The 22342-nt window shown below is 39.2% G+C and carries 18 protein-coding genes and 1 tRNA gene; 7 read left to right on the forward strand and 12 right to left on the reverse strand.

Annotation, left to right across the window (positions count from 1 at the left end):
* Positions 1-12 precede the first annotated feature (12 nt).
* The 5 genes from BANVL01_RS03130 (at position 13) to BANVL01_RS03150 (ending at position 5920) form a co-directional block, all read left to right on the forward strand.
* Positions 13-1122, forward strand: coding sequence for a metallophosphoesterase (locus BANVL01_RS03130; protein WP_066083949.1), 1110 nt, complete (start codon positions 13-15; stop codon positions 1120-1122).
* A gap of 164 nt (positions 1123-1286) precedes the next feature.
* The gene (locus BANVL01_RS03135; protein ID WP_066083946.1) at positions 1287-2567 is read left to right on the forward strand and encodes an ArsB/NhaD family transporter; all 1281 of its coding nucleotides are present in this window, start codon (positions 1287-1289) and stop codon (positions 2565-2567) included.
* 10 nt (positions 2568-2577) lie between these two features.
* Positions 2578-2856 (forward strand): hypothetical protein, encoded by a 279-nt coding sequence (locus tag BANVL01_RS03140; RefSeq protein ID WP_066083943.1) that lies wholly within the window; start codon positions 2578-2580, stop codon positions 2854-2856.
* A gap of 164 nt (positions 2857-3020) precedes the next feature.
* The gene (locus BANVL01_RS03145) at positions 3021-4505 is read left to right on the forward strand and encodes a diguanylate cyclase domain-containing protein (RefSeq protein ID WP_066083940.1); all 1485 of its coding nucleotides are present in this window, start codon (positions 3021-3023) and stop codon (positions 4503-4505) included.
* A gap of 290 nt (positions 4506-4795) precedes the next feature.
* Positions 4796-5920, forward strand: a complete 1125-nt coding sequence (locus BANVL01_RS03150) for an ATP-binding protein (protein ID WP_342342301.1) — start codon at positions 4796-4798, stop codon at positions 5918-5920.
* A gap of 68 nt (positions 5921-5988) precedes the next feature.
* Here BANVL01_RS03150 and BANVL01_RS03155 read toward each other — a convergent pair whose 3' ends face one another.
* From BANVL01_RS03155 to queG, 9 genes are all read right to left on the reverse strand, one after another.
* Positions 5989-6987, reverse strand: coding sequence for a CAP domain-containing protein (locus BANVL01_RS03155; protein WP_235845473.1), 999 nt, complete (start codon positions 6985-6987; stop codon positions 5989-5991).
* 99 nt (positions 6988-7086) lie between these two features.
* Entirely contained in the window at positions 7087-7815 is a 729-nt protein-coding gene (gene phnF, locus BANVL01_RS03160) for a phosphonate metabolism transcriptional regulator PhnF (protein WP_066083934.1), read from the reverse strand.
* A gap of 90 nt (positions 7816-7905) precedes the next feature.
* Positions 7906-8628 (reverse strand): glucosamine-6-phosphate deaminase, encoded by a 723-nt coding sequence (nagB, locus tag BANVL01_RS03165; protein WP_066083931.1) that lies wholly within the window; start codon positions 8626-8628, stop codon positions 7906-7908.
* The gene (nagA, locus tag BANVL01_RS03170) at positions 8625-9821 is read right to left on the reverse strand and encodes an N-acetylglucosamine-6-phosphate deacetylase (protein WP_066083927.1); all 1197 of its coding nucleotides are present in this window, start codon (positions 9819-9821) and stop codon (positions 8625-8627) included. The genes nagB and nagA overlap by 4 nt, the downstream gene beginning before the upstream one ends.
* Positions 9822-9943: 122 nt before the next feature.
* Complete coding sequence (gene yhbH / locus BANVL01_RS03175; protein ID WP_066083925.1) at positions 9944-11110, reverse strand: sporulation protein YhbH; 1167 nt, start codon at positions 11108-11110, stop codon at positions 9944-9946.
* Between the two features lie 255 nt (positions 11111-11365).
* The gene (locus tag BANVL01_RS03180; RefSeq protein ID WP_066083922.1) at positions 11366-13261 is read right to left on the reverse strand and encodes a PrkA family serine protein kinase; all 1896 of its coding nucleotides are present in this window, start codon (positions 13259-13261) and stop codon (positions 11366-11368) included.
* Between the two features lie 338 nt (positions 13262-13599).
* Positions 13600-14073, reverse strand: coding sequence for a tRNA (uridine(34)/cytosine(34)/5-carboxymethylaminomethyluridine(34)-2'-O)-methyltransferase TrmL (trmL, locus tag BANVL01_RS03185; RefSeq protein WP_066083921.1), 474 nt, complete (start codon positions 14071-14073; stop codon positions 13600-13602).
* A 224-nt stretch (positions 14074-14297) separates the two neighbouring features.
* The gene (locus BANVL01_RS03190; protein WP_066083918.1) at positions 14298-15173 is read right to left on the reverse strand and encodes an amidase domain-containing protein; all 876 of its coding nucleotides are present in this window, start codon (positions 15171-15173) and stop codon (positions 14298-14300) included.
* Positions 15174-15259: 86 nt separating this feature from the next.
* Entirely contained in the window at positions 15260-16390 is a 1131-nt protein-coding gene (queG, locus tag BANVL01_RS03195) for a tRNA epoxyqueuosine(34) reductase QueG (protein WP_066083913.1), read from the reverse strand.
* Positions 16391-16497: 107 nt separating this feature from the next.
* Between queG and BANVL01_RS03200 the strand changes: the two genes are divergently transcribed.
* Complete coding sequence (locus BANVL01_RS03200; protein ID WP_066083911.1) at positions 16498-17169, forward strand: B3/B4 domain-containing protein; 672 nt, start codon at positions 16498-16500, stop codon at positions 17167-17169.
* Between the two features lie 665 nt (positions 17170-17834).
* Here BANVL01_RS03200 and BANVL01_RS03210 read toward each other — a convergent pair.
* Positions 17835-17908, reverse strand: a tRNA-Gly gene (locus tag BANVL01_RS03210).
* 205 nt (positions 17909-18113) lie between these two features.
* Between BANVL01_RS03210 and BANVL01_RS03215 the strand changes: the two genes are divergently transcribed.
* Entirely contained in the window at positions 18114-18590 is a 477-nt protein-coding gene (locus BANVL01_RS03215; protein ID WP_066083907.1) for a hypothetical protein, read from the forward strand.
* Between the two features lie 174 nt (positions 18591-18764).
* Here BANVL01_RS03215 and BANVL01_RS03220 read toward each other — a convergent pair whose 3' ends face one another.
* The gene (locus BANVL01_RS03220; protein ID WP_066083906.1) at positions 18765-19352 is read right to left on the reverse strand and encodes a CalY family protein; all 588 of its coding nucleotides are present in this window, start codon (positions 19350-19352) and stop codon (positions 18765-18767) included.
* Between the two features lie 218 nt (positions 19353-19570).
* The gene (locus BANVL01_RS03225; RefSeq protein WP_066083903.1) at positions 19571-22231 is read right to left on the reverse strand and encodes a M14 family metallopeptidase; all 2661 of its coding nucleotides are present in this window, start codon (positions 22229-22231) and stop codon (positions 19571-19573) included.
* Between the last annotated feature and the right edge of the window lie 111 nt (positions 22232-22342).

Genomic DNA, 22342 nt, shown 5'->3' on the forward strand with positions numbered 1-22342 from the left:
GAGGTCATCATATTGCTTAAAAAAAGAATTGCTTTTCGACTCATTACAATCATTCTTTTTTGGCACTTATTCCCTACTCTTTCGCATGCAGTCGAAAATAATCAAGGAATAGTTGAATTGAGAATTCTTGAAACGACAGATTTGCATGCAGATTTAGTTAATTATGATTATTATCAGACAAAGACAAATCAGCGAGTTGGTCTCGTCAAAACAGCCACACTTATCCACCAGGCAAGAAGCGAAGCAATGAATACGTTATTATTTGATGTCGGCGACCATTTAAAGGGAAATCCACTTGGAGAGTATTTAGCTAGAATCAGGGGGATGCAAAAAGGAAAGGTACATCCGGTTTATCGAGCCTTTAACTATCTAAACTATGATGCTATTGCCATTGGGAATCACGAATTCAACTATGGGTTAAAATTCTTAAATACAGCCTTAAAAGGTGCGAAAATGCCTGCTGTCAATGCCAATGTCTTTTCCGTAAAAAAGAATAAGCCTTACTTTGCTCCCTATGTCATTCTTAAAAGGAATGTGGTTGACTTATCAGGGCGTCACCATGAATTAAAAATTGGCGTAATCGGTTTTATGCCCACACAAATTATGAGCTGGGACCGAGCCAATCTTGATGGAAAAGTCTTTGCCAAACCAATTGTAGATGCAGCGAAGGAATTTGTGCCCGTCATGAAGGCTGATGGGGCAGATATTATCATTGCTCTTGCCCACACTGGTATTAGTAATGAAGCCTATCGCCCCGACACCGAAAATGCTGTCTATTATTTAACACAGATTCCCGAAATTGACGCAATACTTGCTGGACATTCGCATAGCACCTTCCCTGGACCCATTTTTCAAAACCTGCCTAATACTAATTTGGAATCAGGTGCAATCAATGGTAAACCTGTTGTGATGGCTGGTGCCTTTGGTAACCGGCTTGGGATTATTGACCTTCAGATGGAACATAGAGCAGGTAAGTGGAAAGTCTTAGAAGGTACATCCCAAACAAGACCAATTGCCGATGATAACGGATTGCCCCTTGTTAAGAGAGATAAACGGTTATTCAAATTAGTAAAACGAGAGCATGAAGAAACAGTGGATTTTATCAGAAAAATAGGCCTATAATTTCGACTTAATTTTCAGAAAAATTATTTCTTTACATCTAAAGAAGAGTTTAATAAAATAAAGATACATCAATAAATGGTGATTTATGGTGGAGTCTGTCAAAACGGGCTCCTTTTGTATTTTTTTAAGACACTATATAAATTCTCGGGAGAAGAGGTCGGTAAATGTCAACGCAAGCTATCATCGCAATCGGCGTATTTCTTATCACTTATGCCTTTATCGTCACTGAAAAAATTCACCGCACCATAATTGCCATGGCCGGTGGAATCATGATGGTGTTACTAGGGATTATCGGGCAGGAAAAGGCACTCCAACATATTGATTTTAATACACTTGGATTACTGACTGGAATGATGATTATTGTCGCTATTACCGCCGAGACAGGTCTGTTCAAATACATAGCAATATGGGCAGCTAAAAAAGTGAAAGGAGATCCATTAAAAATATTAGTGGTCTTAGGAATTATAACCGCCCTTGGTTCTGCCTTTTTAGATAATGTCACAACAGTTCTATTAATGGTTCCGGTTACCTTCAGCATCACCAGACAATTACGAGTGAATCCGATCCCTTTTTTAATAACTGAGGTTATTGCTTCAAATATTGGGGGAACCTCTACACTTATCGGTGACCCGCCGAATATTATGCTCGGCAGTGCGGTAAAAGAGCTAACCTTTATGGCGTTCATCAACAATCTAACGGCTATTTCATTCTTTATCCTATTTGTTAATATCGCAATATTGGCTTTCATTTACCGAAAACAGCTTCGGACATCTGCCGAGTTAATGGCAAACCTTATGGATATGGATGAAAAAGAAGAAATTACGGATAAAACCCTTTTAAGGAAGTCTTTAATTGCTCTTACTGTCACTATCTTAGGCTTCTTTCTGCATCAACTGCTTCACATTGAGTCGGCAACCGTGGCATTAACTGGGGCTTTTCTGTTACTTCTCTTAACCGGTGAAAAATATTTGGATAAGGCATTTTTAAAGGTTGAATGGACAACCATATTCTTCTTTATCGGTCTTTTCGTTCTTGTCTCGGGATTGATTGAAACTGGGGTTATTTCAAAATTAGCAGATTACTCCGTTCACCTTACCGGAGGAGATGTAAAATCGACAGCGATTTTAATACTATGGGTTAGTGCGATTGCCTCCGCATTTATTGATAATATACCGTTTGTCGCTACAATGATTCCAATGATTAAAGATATGGGGGAACTTGGAGTCAGTAATTTAGAACCACTATGGTGGAGTTTATCACTGGGTGCCTGCTTGGGCGGTAACGGTACGTTAATTGGGGCCAGTGCTAACGTGATTGTTGCAGGGCTTGCCGCGAAGGAAGGTCATTCGATTACGTTTGGTAAATTCCTATTAATCGCCTTTCCATTAATGATTCTTTCCATCATCATTTGTACGGTGTACATCTACTTTAGGTATTTAATTTAGGAGGAGAACGATGAACGTAGCTTATAAATATGACGAAAAGCTTCTCGAACTGAAGGAAACAGCTAATGGGGATGATATTGAATTCTTGATTACATTATTTGATAGTGAGTTAAAGAAAAGACTTATAAAAGTTCGCGAGTTTTTTGAAGACAATAAAATCTTAACCGATATCCATTATTACATCCATCCCAACAATAAGTATCAAATCATCGTAAGAAAAGACTTTTATAATGAATTTTTAATTCAATTATTTAGACAGGAATTACTGCAGGAGATTAAATGGAGATAAACGTTCGGCTGCCAAATTACTGGCAGCCGTTATTTTATTTCGAATTATTTCTTTCTTTGTCATAAATATCAAATTCATAGTATAATTGGAATGCTTTACTCAATTAAGGAAATTAGTCTTGCACAATACCAAAAGCACTTCAATTTGATTTCAGGAGAATTTACATGTTAAGAGATTTTGTTTCAAATGCTACCCTTTTAATTGCTTCCTTCTCAATGATGGGAGTGTTATTTAAAGATAAGCCTTTACGCTTTTCCTCACCTTTATCATCTAAGCTTTTATGGGGAATTTTTTTCGGGGTTCTTGGTAATATTCTAATGTTGTTTAGTATCCAAATAAATTCCGGAAGCATTGCTGACTTACGCCACTTGGCTATCGTTATTGCAGCCTCATTTGGCGGATTTATTCCGGCAATCATTGCATCTGTTATTATTGCAATTGGGAGAATAATCCTTTTTGGTTTTAGTCATGCGGCCATCCTCCCATCAATTGGGGCATTATTAATTGGACTCGTTTGTGGTGCGATATCACCGCTTCGGCTTTCTCGCACATTAAAGGCCTTTGTTATGAATCTTTGCGCTTTGTTAATTCTATCAATCATCTTTTTTATTAAAATTGATGATTTACATACCCTTAAAACTCTTTTAACCATTCATTATCTTATTTCATTAATTGGTGGTTTTATAGCGTATCACTTTTTTGTATTCGTTGTGGATTCAAATGAAGCACAATATAAATTAAAAGAAACGGAAGAACGTTTTCGGTTAATTGCTGAATATTCTAGTGACATGATTACGATGCACAATGAAAAGGCAGAGTATATTTATATTTCTCCGGCAGTAAAAGAAATCATCCATTATGAATATCCAGAATTACTAGGAAAAAAGATGGAGAATTTTATCCATCCCGATGATATTGAACGTACGAATGAAATGTTTGAAAAGGCACTCCATGAGGGTGTTGCTGGATCAACCTACAGGTATCGTTCAAGTTTGGGTGACTATGTTTGGATTGAATCGACGCTAAAGAGTGTCCACTTCGAAGAAGACGGCAGCAAAAAGGTCATTATCGTTTCAAGAAATATTACCGAACGGAAATTAACTGAACAAAAATTACAAGAGGCTAATGAACTGCTAAATCGCCTTTCCTATATGGATGGTTTAACAGGTATCTCAAATAGAAGATATTTTGACGAAACGCTTGCGAATGAATGGGCCAATTCGATTTCATCAACTTCTCCAATTACCTTAATCATGTTCGATATTGATTACTTTAAAAAATACAATGATACCTACGGTCATCTTACTGGAGATTTTTGCTTGCAATCCATTGCCGGAGCCATTAAAAGTCAAATTAGCGTTAACTCAGATTATACTTTTTGTCGTTATGGCGGGGAGGAATTTGCTCTAATCTTACCTTCTGCCAATACAAAAGATGGTATGAAAGTGGCCCAGCACATTCAGGAGACCATTCAGTCACTTAGAATTCCTCACAGCAGCTCAGAAATTGCTGATATCGTGACACTAAGTATTGGTCTTGCTACCACCGTTCCAACATCATCAGCAAAACCGCAGGAGTTAATCAAAATGGCTGATTCCGCCCTTTATTTATCTAAATCTAATGGCCGAAATTCCATCACAACCTATTAATAAAGTTCAGGGGGGATTGTTGTTTACGATCCCTCCTTTAAAAAAAGGGCGAAGTGCCGTTTGATAGGTTTTCTCTAATTATTATGCAAATTCTGTTGTATCTTGTTGAAAATACATGTAAAATTTCCCTATCGGGCCCTTACTGGATGGTGATGTTAATGGAAATTACAAAACACCTTTTCTTAAATCTCTCCATATTAATCATACTATTATTTTTTTGCTTTATCTTTCTCGAAAAAAATAAAAAATTCACCTTGTCTAAATCCTCTATTATATTATTTTTTTTCGTCATGATATGGATCTGTATACAATTTTCATATAATCCGATTTCTTATGCCAGGTATGATTTAAGGAGTATTCCATTAGTCATTGGCGCTCTTTACCTCGGAATTGGTCCTATTCTTGTGGTGGCAACTATTGTCATCAGAAGTTTCTATGGATTAAATGATGGCTTTTATCAATCAATCATTCTTTATGTTCCATTTTCGATTGCAGCATGGCGGTTATACCCTTGGTTTTTAAAGCAACTCCCGCTCCGCCGTATTTTTATTTCTGTTTGTTTGGGCATGGGAATTGGAGCTCTTACAGTTTTCGGGATGGAATTAGAGAATAGCAACTCCTATTGGCTGGATGCCTGGTTTGCTTACCTTGTTATCCCTGCAGGCGGAATCGGGATTATTTCCTATTCAATTGAATATTTTAAAGAAAATATAGAAATAAAGCAGCAGTTAATTAAAGCAGAGAAGTTAAAAGCTGTTGAACAAATGGGAGCTGCCATTTCTCATGAGATTCGAAATCCACTAACAGCCGCGAGCGGATTTGTCCAGCTGCTCGAAGATGATTATCTTTCAAGGCAAAAAAGAAAAGAGTATCTGTCCATCGTAAGAGAAGAATTGCGTTCAGCTGAACGGGTTATTCAAGATTATTTGACCTTTGCCAAGCCCTCAATTGAGATGTCCAAGGAGATTTATGTAAAGAGTGAACTCAGGCAAATAATTAATCTTCTTCAGCCATTAGCTAATAAAAATTCGGTCGAAATAATAACGGATTTTTCAATCATTGGTTTTATAACCGGAGACCCTCAAGCGTTTCGCCAATGCTTTGTCAATGTGATGAAAAATGCGATTGAAGCAATGCCAAATGGAGGTTATTTAACAATTTCAACCGAATATAATCAGAATTATGTTACGATTATTGTCAGGGATACGGGAAGCGGAATGTCTAAAGAACAACTTGAACGACTAGGGGAGCCTTTTTATTCAACAAAAGGGAAAAATGGTACCGGCCTCGGAATGATGGTTGTTTATAGTATTGTCCGTGCCATGGATGGTACTGCACAAGTAGAAAGTGAAATGGGTGTAGGTACAACTTTTTATTTTGAATTTCCTGCTATTAAAATCAGCAAAAACAATTAAGAACCGACGGTGGTTATCATTCAACCGTCGGTTCTTTTTATATAAATTCCCAACAGAAATTTATCCGATTATTTCCCAATAAACATTTGTGACCAGTGTTTTCCTGCCTCTTCAAATCCTACCCCTATATGAGTATAATTTGCGCTGAGAATATTTTTGCGATGTCCTTCACTATTCATCCAAGCAGTTACCACTTCTTGAGGCGAGCGTTGGCCCTGAGCAATATTTTCGCCCGCTGATTTATATGTCACGCCAAAATCCCTCATCATGTCGAACGGGGAGCCATAAGTTGGACTAGTATGTGAAAAATAATGGTTTTGCTGCATATCTAGTGCTTTCTTTTGCGCAACACTGTTTAACTGAATATCTGCTTTTAACGCCGGAAGGCCATTTTTACTTCGCTGTGTATTTGTTAAATCGATGACTTGTTGGACAAATTGACTAACCGTTCCAGTCGCTGGTGCGTTAGATTGTGTCTGTCCAGGTTGCTTTGGTGCTGCTGGTGCTGGTTGTGTTTGCTTTGGTGCTGCCGGTATTGGTTGTGTTTGATCTGGTACTGCCGGTGTCGGCTGTGTTTGATTTGGTGCTGGTTGTGTCTGCTGCGGCACATTAGGTTGTACCGGTGTTTTGGTTGTTGGTCTTTGCCGCTGATAATCCGATGGAACTTGTTGATCTACCCCTGACTGAAACCAATTTCCTTTTCTTGAATCCATGGTAATAAACTGATATTTCGCATCTTTTATTAACACAGCCCTTGTATGAGGATATTGGTCACTGTTCATGGTTGTTTGATAAGCTGAAATCATATCATCGTTTTTTCTGTTATTATCTTTCACATTAAACAGATTTAAATCATCCCGTCCTCGATAACGATCATTCACAGTTAATGGTCCATTATCGTCATTTCCGTTATTATAACGAACATCAATAGGATTGTTTCGGTTTGTGTTCATCCCTATCCTATTGTCAGTATGTTCATTAAGATTATTTTTATCGTTGTTATTACAAGCTGCAAGTCCCACTGTGAGAATCGCTGTTAATAAGACACCAACAGGTTTTTTTATCAATCGTACTTCCTCCTTTTGCAAAAAAGTCTCTCTTGCTTTCTTATTTTTCATTTTTTCAGGAGAAAGTATTAATGGTAATAAACGTCTTTTAGGCCAATTTCACTTCGACCGTCTCATCTGAATCATAAATTTGTAACGGTCCGCACGGTAGACTGATTTCACAAATTCAACTGGGGTTCCATCTTTTAGAAATGAATTTCTCTGGATTAGCAATACTGGTGCCCCTTTAGAAATTTTTAAATATTTTGCCTCGTCTTGACTAGCAATTGAAGACTCGATAATTTGTGTGGCGCTATCAATGCTAAGCTTTAATTGATTTTCAATATGCGCGTATAAAGATTGGTTCACAATTTGTTCGGTAATTCCAATAATGAGATTCGCTGAAATATAATTAGTTTCTAAGGCCATTGGTACCCCATCCGCTAAGCGAATTCGTTTAATATCATAGACTGGATCATCTTCAGAAATAGATAGCTGCCCGGCAATCTGACATGGTGCCGGAATAATTTTTAAGTGAATCAGTTCGCTCCCTGGCTCCAAACCCCTGGCTTTCATATCTTCCGTAAAACTTGTCAAACCTTGAAGCGGCTGTTCAATTTTCCGTTCAGAGACAAAAGTTCCTTTTCCTTGGATTCGATGCAAATATCCCTCATTCACTAACTGAGTGAAGGCCTGTCTTACTGTCATCCGGCTAATTTGATATTTTTCTGCATATTCTCTTTCTGCTGGCAATGAATCTCCAGGTCTTAACTCGCCTTTTTCAATTAACTCTTTAATATTTTCTTCCAGTTGATAATAAAGCGGAATGGGGGAATTCTTATTAATCATTCTCCTTGTACACCTTTCTAACTAAACCCGTTAGTTACGGGAATTGAATTATCTTATTATTTAAGGTATCAAATCCTCATCATTACCCTGTTAATTAGCAACTGCCGCTTTATCCGCAATGATTGTAACACGTGGATGATTTTTCAAAATAGAGGCAGGAAAACTTTCATCGACAGGACCGTTGATTAGTTTATCAAGCGCTTCTTTTTTACTTTCCCCGGAAACGAGGAGAAGAATTTCTTTACTTTTCATAATGGTTGAAATCCCCATCGTTATTGCCTTAGTAGGAACTTCCTCCAATTGATTAAAGAATCTTGCGTTTGCTTCGATTGTAGATGGAGCTAAATCGACAATATGTGTCTTGGAATGAAAGGATGTCCCTGGTTCATTAAATCCAATATGGCCATTGCCGCCAATTCCAAGGATTTGTAAATCAATTCCCCCATTTTCTGCAATTAATTCTTCATAGCGAAGACATTCCTTTTGAATATCACTAACATCCCCTTGAGGGATATGTGTTTTCCCTTTGTTAATATCAATATGATTGAAAAACATGTCATTCATGTAATAGCGGTAACTATTTTTATTTTCACCTGATAGTCCGATGTATTCGTCTAAATTAAATGTTGTTACGTTACGATAAGACGTACCGTTCTTTTGATAATCTTCAATTAAATGTTTATAAGTACCAACTGGTGTCCCGCCTGTGGCTAGGCCAAGTTTCATGCTTGGAACATTAGTTACCTTGTCGATTATATATTCAGCAGCCTTTTCACTCATTTGCTGATAATTTTCTACTTCGATCATTTTCATTTAGTTTCTTCCTTTCTAAAAGCAGCTAATCCGCGGCAAATGGTCATGTAGACCTCCATATTGTCATCGATAATAACGATATCTGCATCTTTCCCTACTGCAATACTGCCTTTCCGGTCATAAATATTCAATTGTTTTGCAGGGTTCACAGATGCCATTTGAATGGCATCCACAAGAGAACAGCCTGTATAGGACAAAGTATTTTTGACAGCATGTCCAAGCTTTAAAATGCTTCCAGCAAGTGTTCCGTCATCAAGTACGGCCTTACCATCTTTTACGGTGACCTCTTGACCGCCGAGGTCATATTTGCCGTTTTTCAAGCATTTTGCCCGCATGGAATCTGTAATTAAGATTAATCCCTCGCTCCGCTTTTGTTTGTAAGCGAGCTTGACCATTTCCGGATGAACATGGACCCCATCGACAATGATTTCAGCAATTAATTCATCATGCAGAAATACAGCCCCAACAACACCAGGCTCACGGTGATGTAACCCCCTCATTTGATTAAAGAGATGGGTAACGTGGTTTGCACCAGCCTCAATCGCTTCGTTTACCTCTTCAAAGGTTGCATCTGTATGACCAATCGAGGCAATGATTCCCTCTTTCTTTAAAAAACGAATCATTTCTAACCCCCCAGGTCGTTCAGGTGCTAAGGTGACAAGTTTAATATTTCCCTTAGTCAGTTCCTGCCACTCCTTAAATAAGGCAAGGTCTGGGTCGATGATATGCTGGATTGGCTGTGCCCCTGCTCTTTTAGCGTTCACAAATGGTCCTTCTAGATGCAGACCAAGTATTTCTGCTTTGCCCGGAGATTGCTGCCCTTCGATATATTGTCCGGCATTTATTAATGCCCTTTCAATTTGTTTCCCTTCTTGCGTAATCGTTGTCGCTAAAAAGCTAGTTGTTCCTTCTTTAGGGAGGGCTGCGGTCATGGTATCAAGCGCTTCCTTTGTAGCATCCATTGTATCGGCTCCATTAACCCCATGAATATGAACATCGATAAAGCCTGGAATTGCTTTAAAGCGGGCTGGAAGTTCAATCACTTCACATTCATCTTCACTTGTTAGCTGATCGATTGATCCTATTTCGATTATTTTTTGGCCGTTTATTCTCACATATCCATTTTCAATCATATTTTCTTCTGTATAAACTTGAATTCCTTTAAGTAAAATAGGAATACCATTCGAAGTCATCCTCATTACATCCTTTCGGGTTATGGCTTAATCTTAACATTAGCAGTGTATAGTAGTCTATACCAATTGTTTCACAAAGAAAAATCGACGGGTGTCAGGCACCCGCCGATTTTTCTTTTATTCTACGCATACAAACTTGTTTCTTCTTTTTGAAAGAAGCTCTTCATCGCATGAAATACATCTGCTTTTTGTTTGAGAATATAATAGCGGAAATTTTCATCCTTAATGTTCTTGTAAGCAGACATTAGAGTTGAATGGCGGTTATACTGATTGACCTCGCCATAGCCAAACATATTTGATACCTTCATTAATTCTTCGACTAATTTCACACAGCGGGCATTATCCGATGTGAGATTATCACCATCTGAAAAGTGGAATGGGTAAATGTTGAACTTTCGTGGGCTATATTTGGCATCAATAATCTCCAGGGCTTTGCGGTATGCGGATGAACAAATCGTTCCACCGCTTTCTCCTTTCGAAAAGAAGTCTTCCTCAGAAACAACTTTCGCTTCCGTATGGTGGGCAATGAACTCAATTTCAACCGTTTCATACTTTGTTCTCAAGAAACGGGTCATCCAAAAGAAAAAGCTGCGCGCCATGTATTTTTCCCAAATACCCATAGATCCACTAGTATCCATCATCGCAATGACGACTGCTTTCGAATCTGGTTTCACGATTTCATTCCAAGTTTTGAATTTCAAATCATCCTTATAAATCGGGTGAAATGCCGGTTTTCCACTCATGGCATTCCGTTTAAAAGCAGACATCATCGTCCGTTTCTTATCAATATTCCCCATTAAACCTGTTTTGCGGATATCGTTGAATTCAATGTTTTCAACTAAATGTTCTTGCTCTTCTTTTCTTTTAAGATTCGGAAGCTCTAATTGTTTAAATAATGCTTCCTCAAGCTCCATTAATGACACTTCTGCTTCAAAATAATCCTCACCGGCTTGATCCCCTGCTCCTTGGCCTTTGCCGGGACCTTTCTGCCCGCTTGAACCGTCACGCGCCACTACGTCCCCGACTTGACTGTCACCGTTCCCCTGGCCCACGTGCTTGTTTTTGTCATAATTATAACGAATTTTATATTCGTCCAATGAACGTATTGGAATTTTTACCACATCTCGGCCATTAGACATAATTATGCTCTCTTCTGTAATTAAGTCTGGAAGATTGTTGCGAATTGCCTCCTGGACTTTTTCCTGATGCCGCTGCTGGTCATCGTGGCCTTTACGGTGGAGGGACCAATCTTCTCTAGAAATGACAAATTGATGGTTATTAACTGACAATGTAAACCCCTCCTTATCAAATTATTCAAATTCAAACTGCACACTTTTGAATCACAAACATACAATAACCCGAGTGAAAAAATTAGATAAAATATAGATTACTTTATCCTATGCAGAAACGCAGAATAATTTACAAATAATTTCGACAATTGGTTTTTTGCCTACTAAAATTGGACAGGTTTACCTTTTTTCATCAATTAGAAAAAATAGGACTGACAGATTCGTTCTGCCAGTCCTCACTATTTAAATTCTCGATTATCGATTTAATAAGCTTCCGACATACCTCAACAATTCATTTGCTGAGGTCGAGTTGTAGCCATGTTCGTCAATTAACCGGGCAACGACATTATTGATCTTCTTCAACTGCTGTTCGTCAGGGGTTTTTGATGAAGTGGTAATCTTCACTACATCTTTTAAATCAGCAAACAGCTTCTTCTGAATCGCCTCACGCAGGCGGTCATGGGAGTTATAGTCAAAGCGCTTACCTTTTCTTGCAAAGGCTGAAATTCTAATTAATACCTCTTCCCTGAAGGCTTTCTTGGCGTTTTCAGAAATACCAATTTGTTCCTCAATCGAACGCATTAGTTTTTCATCCGGATTGATTTCTTCCCCAGTTAACTGGTCACGAAGCTTTGATTTATTGCAATAGGCCTCAACATTGTCCAGATAATTATCCATTAATGTTTTTGCCGACTCTTCATACGAGTAGACAAACGCTTTTTGGACCTCATTCTTGGCAATATTATCATACTCTTTCCGTGCTAGTGAGATATAATTCATATAGCGTTCCCGCAGCTCAGCAGTTATTGACGGATGTTGATCTAGCCCGTCTTTGAGAGACCTTAATACATCCAAAGCATTAATGGAAGGTACTTCTTTTCGAATGATAGTGGATGAAATTCGGTTTATCACATAACGCGGGTCAATCCCGCTCATGCCTTCATCAGGGTATTCTTTTTTCAGTTCATCAACGTCTGCCATATTAAAGCCTTCCACGCTTTCGCCGTCATAGAGACGCATTTTCTTCAATAAATCAACATCGCCTTTTTTCGGTTCCTTAAGTCGCGTAAGAATGGTAAACATCGCGGCCACCTTTAACGTATGCGGGGCAATGTGAACATCAGATACATCACTTTCGTTAATCATTTTTTCATAAATTCTCTCTTCTTGAGAAGCCTTTAAATTATAGGGAATTGGCATAACAATAATCCGTGAATGGAGTGCTTCATTTTTCTTATTAGAAATAAAGGAGCGATATTCTGTTTCGTTCGTGTGCGCGACGATTAGTTCATCTGCACTTATTAGCGCAAACCTGCCAGCTTTAAAGTTCCCTTCTTGTGTTAGAGACAGCAAATGCCAGAGGAATTTCTCATCACATTTTAACATCTCCTGGAACTCCATCATCCCCCGGTTCGCTTTATTAAGCTCCCCATCAAAGCGGTAGGCCCTTGGGTCTGATTCCGATCCAAACTCCGCAATTGTTGAAAAATCAATACTTCCTGTTAAGTCAGCAATATCCTGTGATTTCGGATCAGATGGACTAAACGTACCAATCCCTGTTCGTTTATCTTCTGAGAAGAAGATTCGTTCGACTAAAACGTCCTCAATTCGACCACCATATTCCTGCTCAAGCCGCATCATGTTCAACGGTGAAAGATTGCCTTCAATCCGAATCCCATACTCATCATGGAAATCCTTGCGCAAATGATGTGGTATAAGGTGAAGCGGATCCTCATGCATCGGGCATCCTTTAATAGCAAAAACAGAGCCTCTATCTGTGAGCGAGTAAGCTTCAAGACCTCTTTTTAACATCGTGACAAGAGTGGACTTCCCCCCGCTTACCGGACCCATTAACAGTAAAATCCGCTTTCTAACATCCAGTCTTTTTGCTGCCGGATGAAAGTATTCTTCAACTAGCCGCTCAAGTGATTCCTCTAATCCAAATAATTGGTTGCTAAAGAATTCATACTGCTTCGTCCCTTTTTCTTCGGTAATTCCAGCGTCCTTAAGCATATTATAAACTCGTGAATGTGCAGATTGTGCTACCCATGGCTTCTCTTTCAACAACTGCAAATAATCAGCGAACGATCCTTCCCAACGGAGCTTTTCTTCTTCCTCGCGAAACATCTCGATTTTTTTTAAAATATCCATTTATACCCTCCCCTGTAGCTTAATCAGAGACGATTAATATACTCTATGCACTTATAGACTTGAACATGCTTGACCAAGATGAGTTACTGTCTATCTTTTTTGCATCATAAAAGAATCTTGCCCTTTTCATTTTTGAAAGTTAGGCTATAATAAAAATATATATACATCAATAATGAAAAGTTGTATAACGAAGGGGGCAATACATAAAATGAACACTTTCATCGTTATTTTAGTAATGATTGCATTCTTAGCAGCAATCTTTACGGCAGGTTATAATGATAAGCCAGGCTCAACTAAATAAGTACGAAAAAAGCTGCCGTAATCAGGCAGCTTTTTCGTTAGGTTAGATGAGCATAGTTTTGCTGGCGCAGTGCCTCGTAAATAAGAATGGCCGCCGTATTAGATAAATTTAAGGAACGAATATGATCGGTCATCGGAATCCTTAGAGCAACGTCTTTATTCTTTTCAATAACGTCTTTTGGGAGGCCGGTTGTTTCCCGGCCAAAGATAAAATAATACTCTTTGCTTGGGTCACTATAATCAAAGGTACTATGTGGCTTATTCCCGAATTTCGTTAGATAGAAAAATTGACCACCAGCATTTTTTTCATAAAATTCATCTAAGGAATCATAATAAATGATGTTTACATATTGCCAATAATCCAATCCAGCTCTTTTTAACATCTTATCATCCGTTGAAAAGCCTAATGGCCGAATTAAGTGCAATGTTGTATCAGTTCCGGCACAGGTACGGGCAATGTTCCCCGTATTAGAAGGAATTTGTGGTTGATATAAAACTACATGAATGGACACGAATTTCACCTCATAGAAAAGCGCAAGCGCCCTGTTCAGCGGCGTATGGCCTGGAGCGCTCCAACTGAGATAAAGGAAACACGGTGAGCGCAAGCGAACCGATGTTGACTTATCGTAGGGCGGAGAGCGAAGGACACTAGCCGCTAGGGCGTAGGAGCTAGACAATTATAAAAACTCTAACAGCAATTATACCACTTTCCTTCATCCGTTCAAGGACAAACCATTTATTCTTCGACTATGGTAAAGAACTTATATTTGATATTTGGAGTATAGGCAGAAGAATCCTCATAGGCCCAGTACCTCATCCGGCTATTATAAGTATGGGCATTAACTAATGGCTCCCCGTTAGCATCCCTGCCCGTAACAATTGTATTATGATTGAATCGGCCGTCCCCTTCAAAATCGTAGCAAATGACATCTCCAAGTAACAACTGGTCTGGACCGCTGACTTCCCTAGCCCTTAGACCGCTTTTTGAATTAGCCAAATACTGACGCAATGAATGGGCCATAGTCCAGCTATAGCTCCAGTTTTTATTTTGCAGCCACCAGCCACTCCCTCGGTTCGGAAATCCTCTCATCGGTGCCCCTCCTGCTCGCAGACATTGAGAGATGAAGTTCGTACAATCATTTTCAAACTTTTTAAAAGCAGGATTATAGCTATTCCACCAGCGTTCCGCATATTGCACCGCCCTTAAGCGATTATATTGATAGCTTAACCGCTCCTCATTCATCTCAAAATCAGGTATAGCAGTGATCGCATCGTGTTCTTGAACCTCTACTGGATTCATTTCCTCATCCAAAACTAACGCGTCTTTATAAAACTTGGCCACTCTTATTTCTACTTCTTCTTCCATATAAAGGATACCCTTTTGTTTTATTAAGTATTGATAATGGGCAAGGTATTTGACGGCTTGAAATTCTTCTTCGTCAGATTCCTCGATGATCCTTCCGGCTGCTTTTACTTTTACAATTTCGGCGGATCGCTTGGCAAACGCCTGTTGTTTTTTTTCAGCCTTTGGAAAAAAAGCCTTGTGACTTCTTTTATCAGAGACAAATTGATTAACCCTTGTTTCAAATAGCTCCTGAAACGATTTATTCATAGCCTTCCACTCCTCTCATTTCATACATATGATAGAAAGGAGATTTTAAAATCAAAAAAGTGCGAAACATGATGTTCGCACTTTTTTCACCTGTAAAATTTTAATCCTTTTTCGATTTCAGTAAGCACATCTTTATCCGATTCTCGTGTTAGCGCGCTTTTTAGAGCGAATAAAGCCGTTTCGCCGCCAATTTTTCCAAGTGCCCAGGCAGCCGTGCCTCTTGATACGGGACTGGCTTCATTTTCTAGAACCTCAATTAAATCAGGGACAGCTGTTTCATCCTTAAAATGGGCAAGTGCCATGATGGCATTCCGTTGAATCGGCTTCTTCCCTCTCCAGGATCCTGATACATAGCCAAACTGATTTTTGAATTCACGGTTACTTAATTTTAATATCGGCTTCAATAATGGTTTGGCCACTTCTGAATCTGGTTCCATTTCATCATGGAAATGAAAGTTCTTCCCTTTATTGTGCGGACAAGCCGTTTGACAGGAATCGCATCCATAGACACGGTTGCCAATCTTATCTCTAAATTCATCAGGAATGAATCCTTTCGTTTGCGTTAAAAAGGAAATACAACGCTGGGCATTAATTTGTCCGCCCTGCACTAAAGCAGATGTCGGACAAGCCTCCAAACACTTTGTGCATGACCCGCATTGATCCTCAATCGGCGTATCCGGCGCAAATGGCAAGCTGGTTATCATTTCGCCAATGTAAACATAAGAACCGAATTCAGGGGTTATAATCGCACAATTTTTCCCGCTCCAGCCAATTCCCGCTCTTTCGGCAACAGCACGGTCAGAAAGCTCCCCTGTATCGACCATTGATTTCACCCGCGCATCTGGCGCCTTGGTGTTGATGAATTCTTCCAGCTTTTTCAGCCTGTCTCTAAGGATATGATGATAATCAAGCCCCCATGATGCCCGGCTGAAAATTCCCCTTCGTTCTCCTTTTTTCCCTTCCACACGGACAGTCATTTTGGAGGGATAAGCGAGTGCAATCGAGATGATTGAGCGTGGCTCCTCAAGAAGTAATCCAGGGGTCACCCTTTTATCAATATCCGGTTCTTCAAACCCTGATTGATAGCCAAGTTCCTGCTGTCTTATTAACCGGTTTTTCAATTCGGTGAATGGATCAGCAGTAGTAAAGCCAATTTTATCAATTCCGATTTCTTTACTATAAGCAATAAGTTCTTGTTTTAGCTGTTTTACATCCACCGTTTTAACCCCCTTTCCAATTTAGTTCATCTATTAAAGTTGTTATATTATTAGTAGCACACCTATTTATGATAAACTATTTTCAATCAATTTTGGAGGTGGAATCGTTGGAAGTTCAACTTTCATCGGAAATAATCGAGCAAATTCCCGATTTTAAGCTAGGGGTTATTGAATACAGAAATATCATGGTTGGGGAATCACCACAAATGCTCAGAGGAAGGCTGCAGCTTTTTCAAGAGTCGATTTATTTTGATTTGGAGGGCAATAAGGTTACAGACATTCCTGGTATACAGGAATGGCGGGGCATTTTTAAAAAGACTGGTAAAGACCCAAATCGGTATCGTCCTTCTGTTGAAGCATTATTTCGAAGAGTACAAAAGCAAAATTATCTTCCTTCCGTTCAAAGTGCCATTGATATCAATAATTTTTTCTCGCTGCAATATCAAGTACCGATTGGAATCTACGATCTTGATCTGTTAAAAGGATTAGTGGAAATACGCATTGGTAATGAAGGCGAGGAGTACACAGGATTAAATGGGAGAAAAAATACCTTGGAGCGACTCATTGTTTCTTCTGACTTAACAGGGCCATTTGGAAGTCCTTTTGTCGATTCTAATAGAACCCCTGTAACGTATGAAACGAAAAATGCTTTGCAGATCATTTATTTAAGACCCTCAACCGATTTGGAAAATGCTAATAAACTGACCGAGTCGTTAATGAACATGTTTACGCAAATACATGGCGGTGAAGCTTCCTATCGTATTCTTGGGTGCCACTAAGGCATCTTATTTTAGGAAGGGGCGGAGCGCGCAAAAGTGATTCCGTGGATTCAAACCTAATAAACTACTTATTGTGACCGTCCTAGTGATTTTTGCCTAAACACGGTCACAATATCCGCCGAGTCCGTCGTAAAAGAATCTTTTGAATTACTCTAATTTGGGTTTCCATGGGGAAGATTTTTTACGCTTGTTCGGGCTCAGCGAGATCCCCTCAGAGTGCCCGAACCATGAGTTTTTTCGCCTCCATGGGCACTGTGAACCCTTCAGAGTGACCGAACCATGAGTTTTTTCGCTTCCATGGGCACTGTGAACCTTTCAGAGTGCCCGAACCATGAGTTTTTTCGCTTCCATGGGCACTGTGAACCTTTCAGAGTGCCCGAACCATGAGTTTTTTTCACTTCACGGGCACTGTGAAGTGGTCTTCGTAGTTCTTTTCCACTGAAAATTTGTAAAAAAGTCGAAGTAGAATCCATTTACGACGCATTTTCCTCCAATTACGACATATTTATGGGAACTTACTACCTATTTTGCGAAACTTACGACATTTATTGGATATTATTTGGTAATACCTTCGAACCATGGATACTTACATTTTTATTTAGAAAAGGAAAAAACGCAATGCATCGTTCTCCTATGTAACGATACACTGCGTTAGTTAATATGTATGGAGCGGGTGATGGGAATCGAACCCACTACATCAGCTTGGAAGGCTGAGGTTTTACCAGTAAACTACACCCGCATTAGTTTGAATTAGTGACAATTCCATGAACCAACTGACCTTTATAATAATACATACCTTTTTGACAATCGTCAAGAGGATTTTGCGAATTTTGTCGAATGTTATTGGGTATCCATGCTTATACTTTTTCAAGGTTAATAAATGACTTTCTCAGGAATATTTGCTAATCTAGTTTAAAAGCCAGTCTATTTCGAATGAGGTGAGAATGATTAAACGTAAACCGATCATTATTGCTATTCTTTTTTTCCTAGTTATTGTGATTGGTTTAACTGCAATGATTTTTATCAAGAATAGCACGATGACATCTAAAGAACTGCCAGTTCAACATATTGAACAATCGAATATAGATGAGGCGGTTATTGGAAAATACATCTCTAGCAACCATGAATATTGGAATGATGCACTGTGTTGGGGAAGAAGTGAAAAGTTTAGTTTTGCTGTTTTTCAAAATCAATATAACGAGTACCAAAATAATCTAACTCAAATAATTAATGGGGTTGAGAATCAAGATTTAAAAGTGGATTTCCTAAATGCTAAAGAATTACTTGAAATTGCCAATGAAAAGAAGGACGTAAAGTTCTTAATCCGTGTTCATAGAATATTTCATGATTTAGATGTAAAATACAACGGATATGCAGCTAGTGATTATTTTGGTGTAACACAATATGGGAAGAAACATTAAACGGGCGGAAACTCTCGGTTTTTTATTATTTTTTAGTTTTCCCTGATTACTCATTGTCTTTTCACCAGATTTTCCATTGCAATTAGCGGAAGTTAACGCCCCTATGTACTAATAGAGAAAAGGGTTCCACCAAAAAGCAAGACTATCGGTGAATACCCTTTTTTTCAATCAAACTTATCTCTGTCTGCCATCTGTTTGGTTAGCAATAAATGTCCATTTAAGATTTAAAGAGTCACCTTGGAATTGGTTTTGATTTGAATTATTATCAACAAAGTTGAATTTGACAACAAGATCATCCAGAGAACCAACAGCAAGCCCTTTTTCTCCTATTATTGGGATGAAAATATTTTGCGCAATTGCATCAGGAGTCATATTTTTCAAGTCAGCTAATGTTGTTTCATAAACTACTTCATTTAACTTATCAAGGTTATATAAGAACTCCACTTGGATATGCTTAGCAAAGTCTTCAGTGTTATCCCCTTTTGCATCAATTACGGTATTATCTGTTTTCAATGTCACGTTCTTTATATCAAGGGAACCGTTGTTAATAAGTTCAAAAGTACGGGTCATGGAATCTCCAGGCTGAAGATTATCCACATCAATGATCACTGTTGGGTTTACAGATAAATCCAATATCCCCGCTGCAAACGTATTTGTTGTTGTTTCGGAATCACTAAAGTAAGCATATGTAGCTCCACCTATTAGTGATAGACCCAACATTCCAGACATAATGCCCATTCCCAAACGTTTCTTAAAACCCATTTAAAATTCCCCCTCATAATTTTTGTGTTTTTTAGTCCCCTCATCATGGTTGAGATTCCATTTGAGGAGTTAAATCCGTAATTCTATCCCCCTTGCGACAAGGTATGCTTTCGCAAGGGGATAGTTTGTCCACTAGTGGCTAAAGCTAGGACGGATTGCCAGCGGTTTAATTAAACTGTTCCGAAACCCATTGCTCAATTAGAGTAAAAATTAGTGTCTCACTTCGCAATTAAATATTCAGCGTAGGCAAGGATAGAATTATATGCCTTTTCTGAAATCACACCAGTTTTCTTTTGGCTGTCAAGCAATGTCTTAAAGGTTTCCAGATGCTTTGCAATTTTGTCAGTAGCTTTTTGTTTTTCATACACCTCTAATGCACTTAAATGTGTTGTTAACTGACGAACAGCCAGACTATTAGTGAATCCGCCTTCTTTGTCAAAGCGATTTACAAGAGCTATTAAATCTGTAGCGCCAGGCTCTTTGGTTTGGTCGCCGCCAATTGTGATTGTTGCAGAATTATAGTTTTTATCGTTGCCTGATGGATTGTAATTATTTTCAACATTCCCTGCCGCATCGACGGAGAAGTATTTAATCGTTGTTGTGGCAGCAATTTTAAGCTTTTCAGCACCCTCACGAATTCCGGAAAGCTGTATTTTCGCTGAATCAAACGTTGGACGGGTTCCGTCTAATGTGTAATAAACAGTAGCCGGTTCACTTGTTTCAATATCCACCTCAACAGGTTTAGTGTACCTTCCACTTCCAGGTACCGCTTTTGATTCAGGGTTTGTCTTGTCCCCAGCTTGTTCTAACGCAACATCAAGCAATCCGATAAATCCGTTTGCAAATTCCATCGCCTCTTGGTGACCTTCTGAATAAGTAGGCTGGAATCCGACAGATACCCAACTTTTACCGTTCCATAAATCTGCACCTACTTCAAAGTTCCAAGCATAGATGCCTTTCTTATACCAATAATAATCAGCAGAGTTACCTGCAGCGGAATACAATACATCAGGAATCGGGCCTGTCCGAGTTGGTTTAATGACAGTTCCGCGGTGATCCTTAATAACCTTTAGGATATGGTCGGATGCTTTCCAATAAAATGCTTCTTGCCCAGCTGTTGGACGAGTCAGTGTTACACGATTTGCATCATATGCACCAGGAGACCACATGAAGTATCCGCCATTACTATGGATATTCATTGCGAATTTAAGGTTATCAAATTGATCCGCTAACCATACAAGGTTTTTTGCTTCAGGCTCAGAGTTTATAGAAGGACCTGCAAATGTGTCACTCGTACAGCTTGTTGAAGCACCGATATAACCATCGAATATTGATCCAATAGAGTGGTTTCGGTTAAGGTCAACACCCCAGCTGTTTCGGGCATTATAATCTGAAGATCCTTCTGGTCCACAGTGGTTTGTCATGTTTCTGCGCTGCATATTGTAGTCGTAGAAACTGTAATTGGCACCGTCTGGGTTTGCCGTTGGAACGATGAAAATATCAAGATTATCGACAAGTTTTCTCGTTTCTGGGTCAGTAGCATAGTTTCTTAGCAAGCGCTCGGCTGATTCCATAGAAACAAGTGGTGTAACCCACTCACGAGCGTGTTCTTGAGAGTAGCCAAGTACACCCGGTTTGGAACCATCTCGAACTTTACCAATACGGAATGCCCTAACTGTCATTGGCTCACGGGAAACATTTGCTGGAGCTTTGAGACCATCCGTTAATTTTGCTGATAATACCCCAACAACTCCATTTCCGACGTTTCCACGGTATGTTGTTGCTGTAACAAGATCGCTCGCGTCCTTATTAAGTGCATCAACAACTTGTTTAGCAGTACTTGTAATCTTGCCAGATGAGTCTGTTGCCAATTGAACAACAATTTTTTTACCTGTCTTGATTACATTAAGATTTCGATTTGCTGCATTAGGGTTCACGAAGCTGACATCAATATCGTTCCCCCCTTCATGTCCCCAGGCTTTCGATGTAACAGAAACAGCAGTATTTGTTACTGTTCCCATTAATGCCTGTGCATGACGTCTGTAGCCATTCGTTTTATATGGCATTTCAACAATATCCATAAGTTCTGGAAATTCAGCTGCCAATTGATCCATTTTGGCGTTTATTTCCGTCGGAGCCATATAATGATCAACAAACCCAGAAACGTAATGCTCACCCGGTTCAGGTTTTTCCCCGCCGAGCCATTCTGTAACATTACTTGTCCTAGATGTCCCTTTATTACTAACAATTGTAACAGTCGAAGGTATGCTTGTTATAGGCAGTTCCAAATAGTGGTATAGATACGCCCCATAATCACTTCTTTTTGCTAATGTTGCTGATTTTTCTACGCCATTCTCTTTCCAATAAGCAGTTAGTACTGTTCCCGCTACATCTCCAACACTGGATTTCGCTTCAAGGTAAAGAAAGGTTCCTGATTGGTTCTTGTAATGATTTGCACGAAGAATTTGCAACGTTTCTTCTTGAGCAGCTAGGCCTGCATTCTGTTGAAGCGTTCTGTTTCTTTCATTGACTCTTTTTTGCCATACTTGCTCCGTCATTAATGTTTCCGCCACTTTGATTCCATTTTTCTCTAGTAGCTTAACCTCTGATGGAGTAACGACTGCTTCTACTTCCCACACTCCATCATGCTCATGGATCCCGTGATCAAAATCGATTTCGAGCTCCCTGATTTTTTCAGCTGCGGCTTCGTTAGGAATTTCAAGTGAGACAACCGAGAAGCTTTCTTCTTGCGGAATTAACTCCCCTTTTACAGTTTCAGCGAAAATAGGCGAGCCCAGACCAGTGTACAATGTTGATGCAACAAGTGCTGTACTGGTCGCTAAAACTGCTAAACCGTTTTTCCATGTTCTTTTCTTCAACTACTAACACCCCCTAATAGATTTGGCAAAGCAAGTCTATTATAGGCATAAATATTGTGAATTTTCAGTCGCACTATGTCGCGAAACCACATAACCGTTTTACATATATTT

Origin of the sequence: Neobacillus novalis NBRC 102450, assembly GCF_001591805.1 — a bacterium.
Taxonomy (GTDB): Bacteria; Bacillota; Bacilli; order Bacillales; family Cytobacillaceae; genus Neobacillus; species Neobacillus novalis.

What these genes read in the sequence shown, in the direction of transcription:
- BANVL01_RS03190 (WP_066083918.1), bottom strand. Translation starts at nt 15,173, where the DNA reads ATGAATAAATCGTTTCAGGAGCTATTTGAAACAAGGGTTAATCAATTT.
- BANVL01_RS03215 (WP_066083907.1), top strand. Translation starts at nt 18,114, where the DNA reads ATGATTAAACGTAAACCGATCATTATTGCTATTCTTTTTTTCCTAGTT.
- nagB (WP_066083931.1), bottom strand. Translation starts at nt 8,628, where the DNA reads ATGAAAATGATCGAAGTAGAAAATTATCAGCAAATGAGTGAAAAGGCT.
- BANVL01_RS03140 (WP_066083943.1), top strand. Translation starts at nt 2,578, where the DNA reads ATGAACGTAGCTTATAAATATGACGAAAAGCTTCTCGAACTGAAGGAA.
- BANVL01_RS03135 (WP_066083946.1), top strand. Translation starts at nt 1,287, where the DNA reads ATGTCAACGCAAGCTATCATCGCAATCGGCGTATTTCTTATCACTTAT.
- BANVL01_RS03145 (WP_066083940.1), top strand. Translation starts at nt 3,021, where the DNA reads ATGTTAAGAGATTTTGTTTCAAATGCTACCCTTTTAATTGCTTCCTTC.
- BANVL01_RS03180 (WP_066083922.1), bottom strand. Translation starts at nt 13,261, where the DNA reads ATGGATATTTTAAAAAAAATCGAGATGTTTCGCGAGGAAGAAGAAAAG.
- BANVL01_RS03220 (WP_066083906.1), bottom strand. Translation starts at nt 19,352, where the DNA reads ATGGGTTTTAAGAAACGTTTGGGAATGGGCATTATGTCTGGAATGTTG.
- nagA (WP_066083927.1), bottom strand. Translation starts at nt 9,821, where the DNA reads ATGACTTCGAATGGTATTCCTATTTTACTTAAAGGAATTCAAGTTTAT.
- BANVL01_RS03150 (WP_342342301.1), top strand. Translation starts at nt 4,796, where the DNA reads ATGATATGGATCTGTATACAATTTTCATATAATCCGATTTCTTATGCC.
- phnF (WP_066083934.1), bottom strand. Translation starts at nt 7,815, where the DNA reads ATGATTAATAAGAATTCCCCCATTCCGCTTTATTATCAACTGGAAGAA.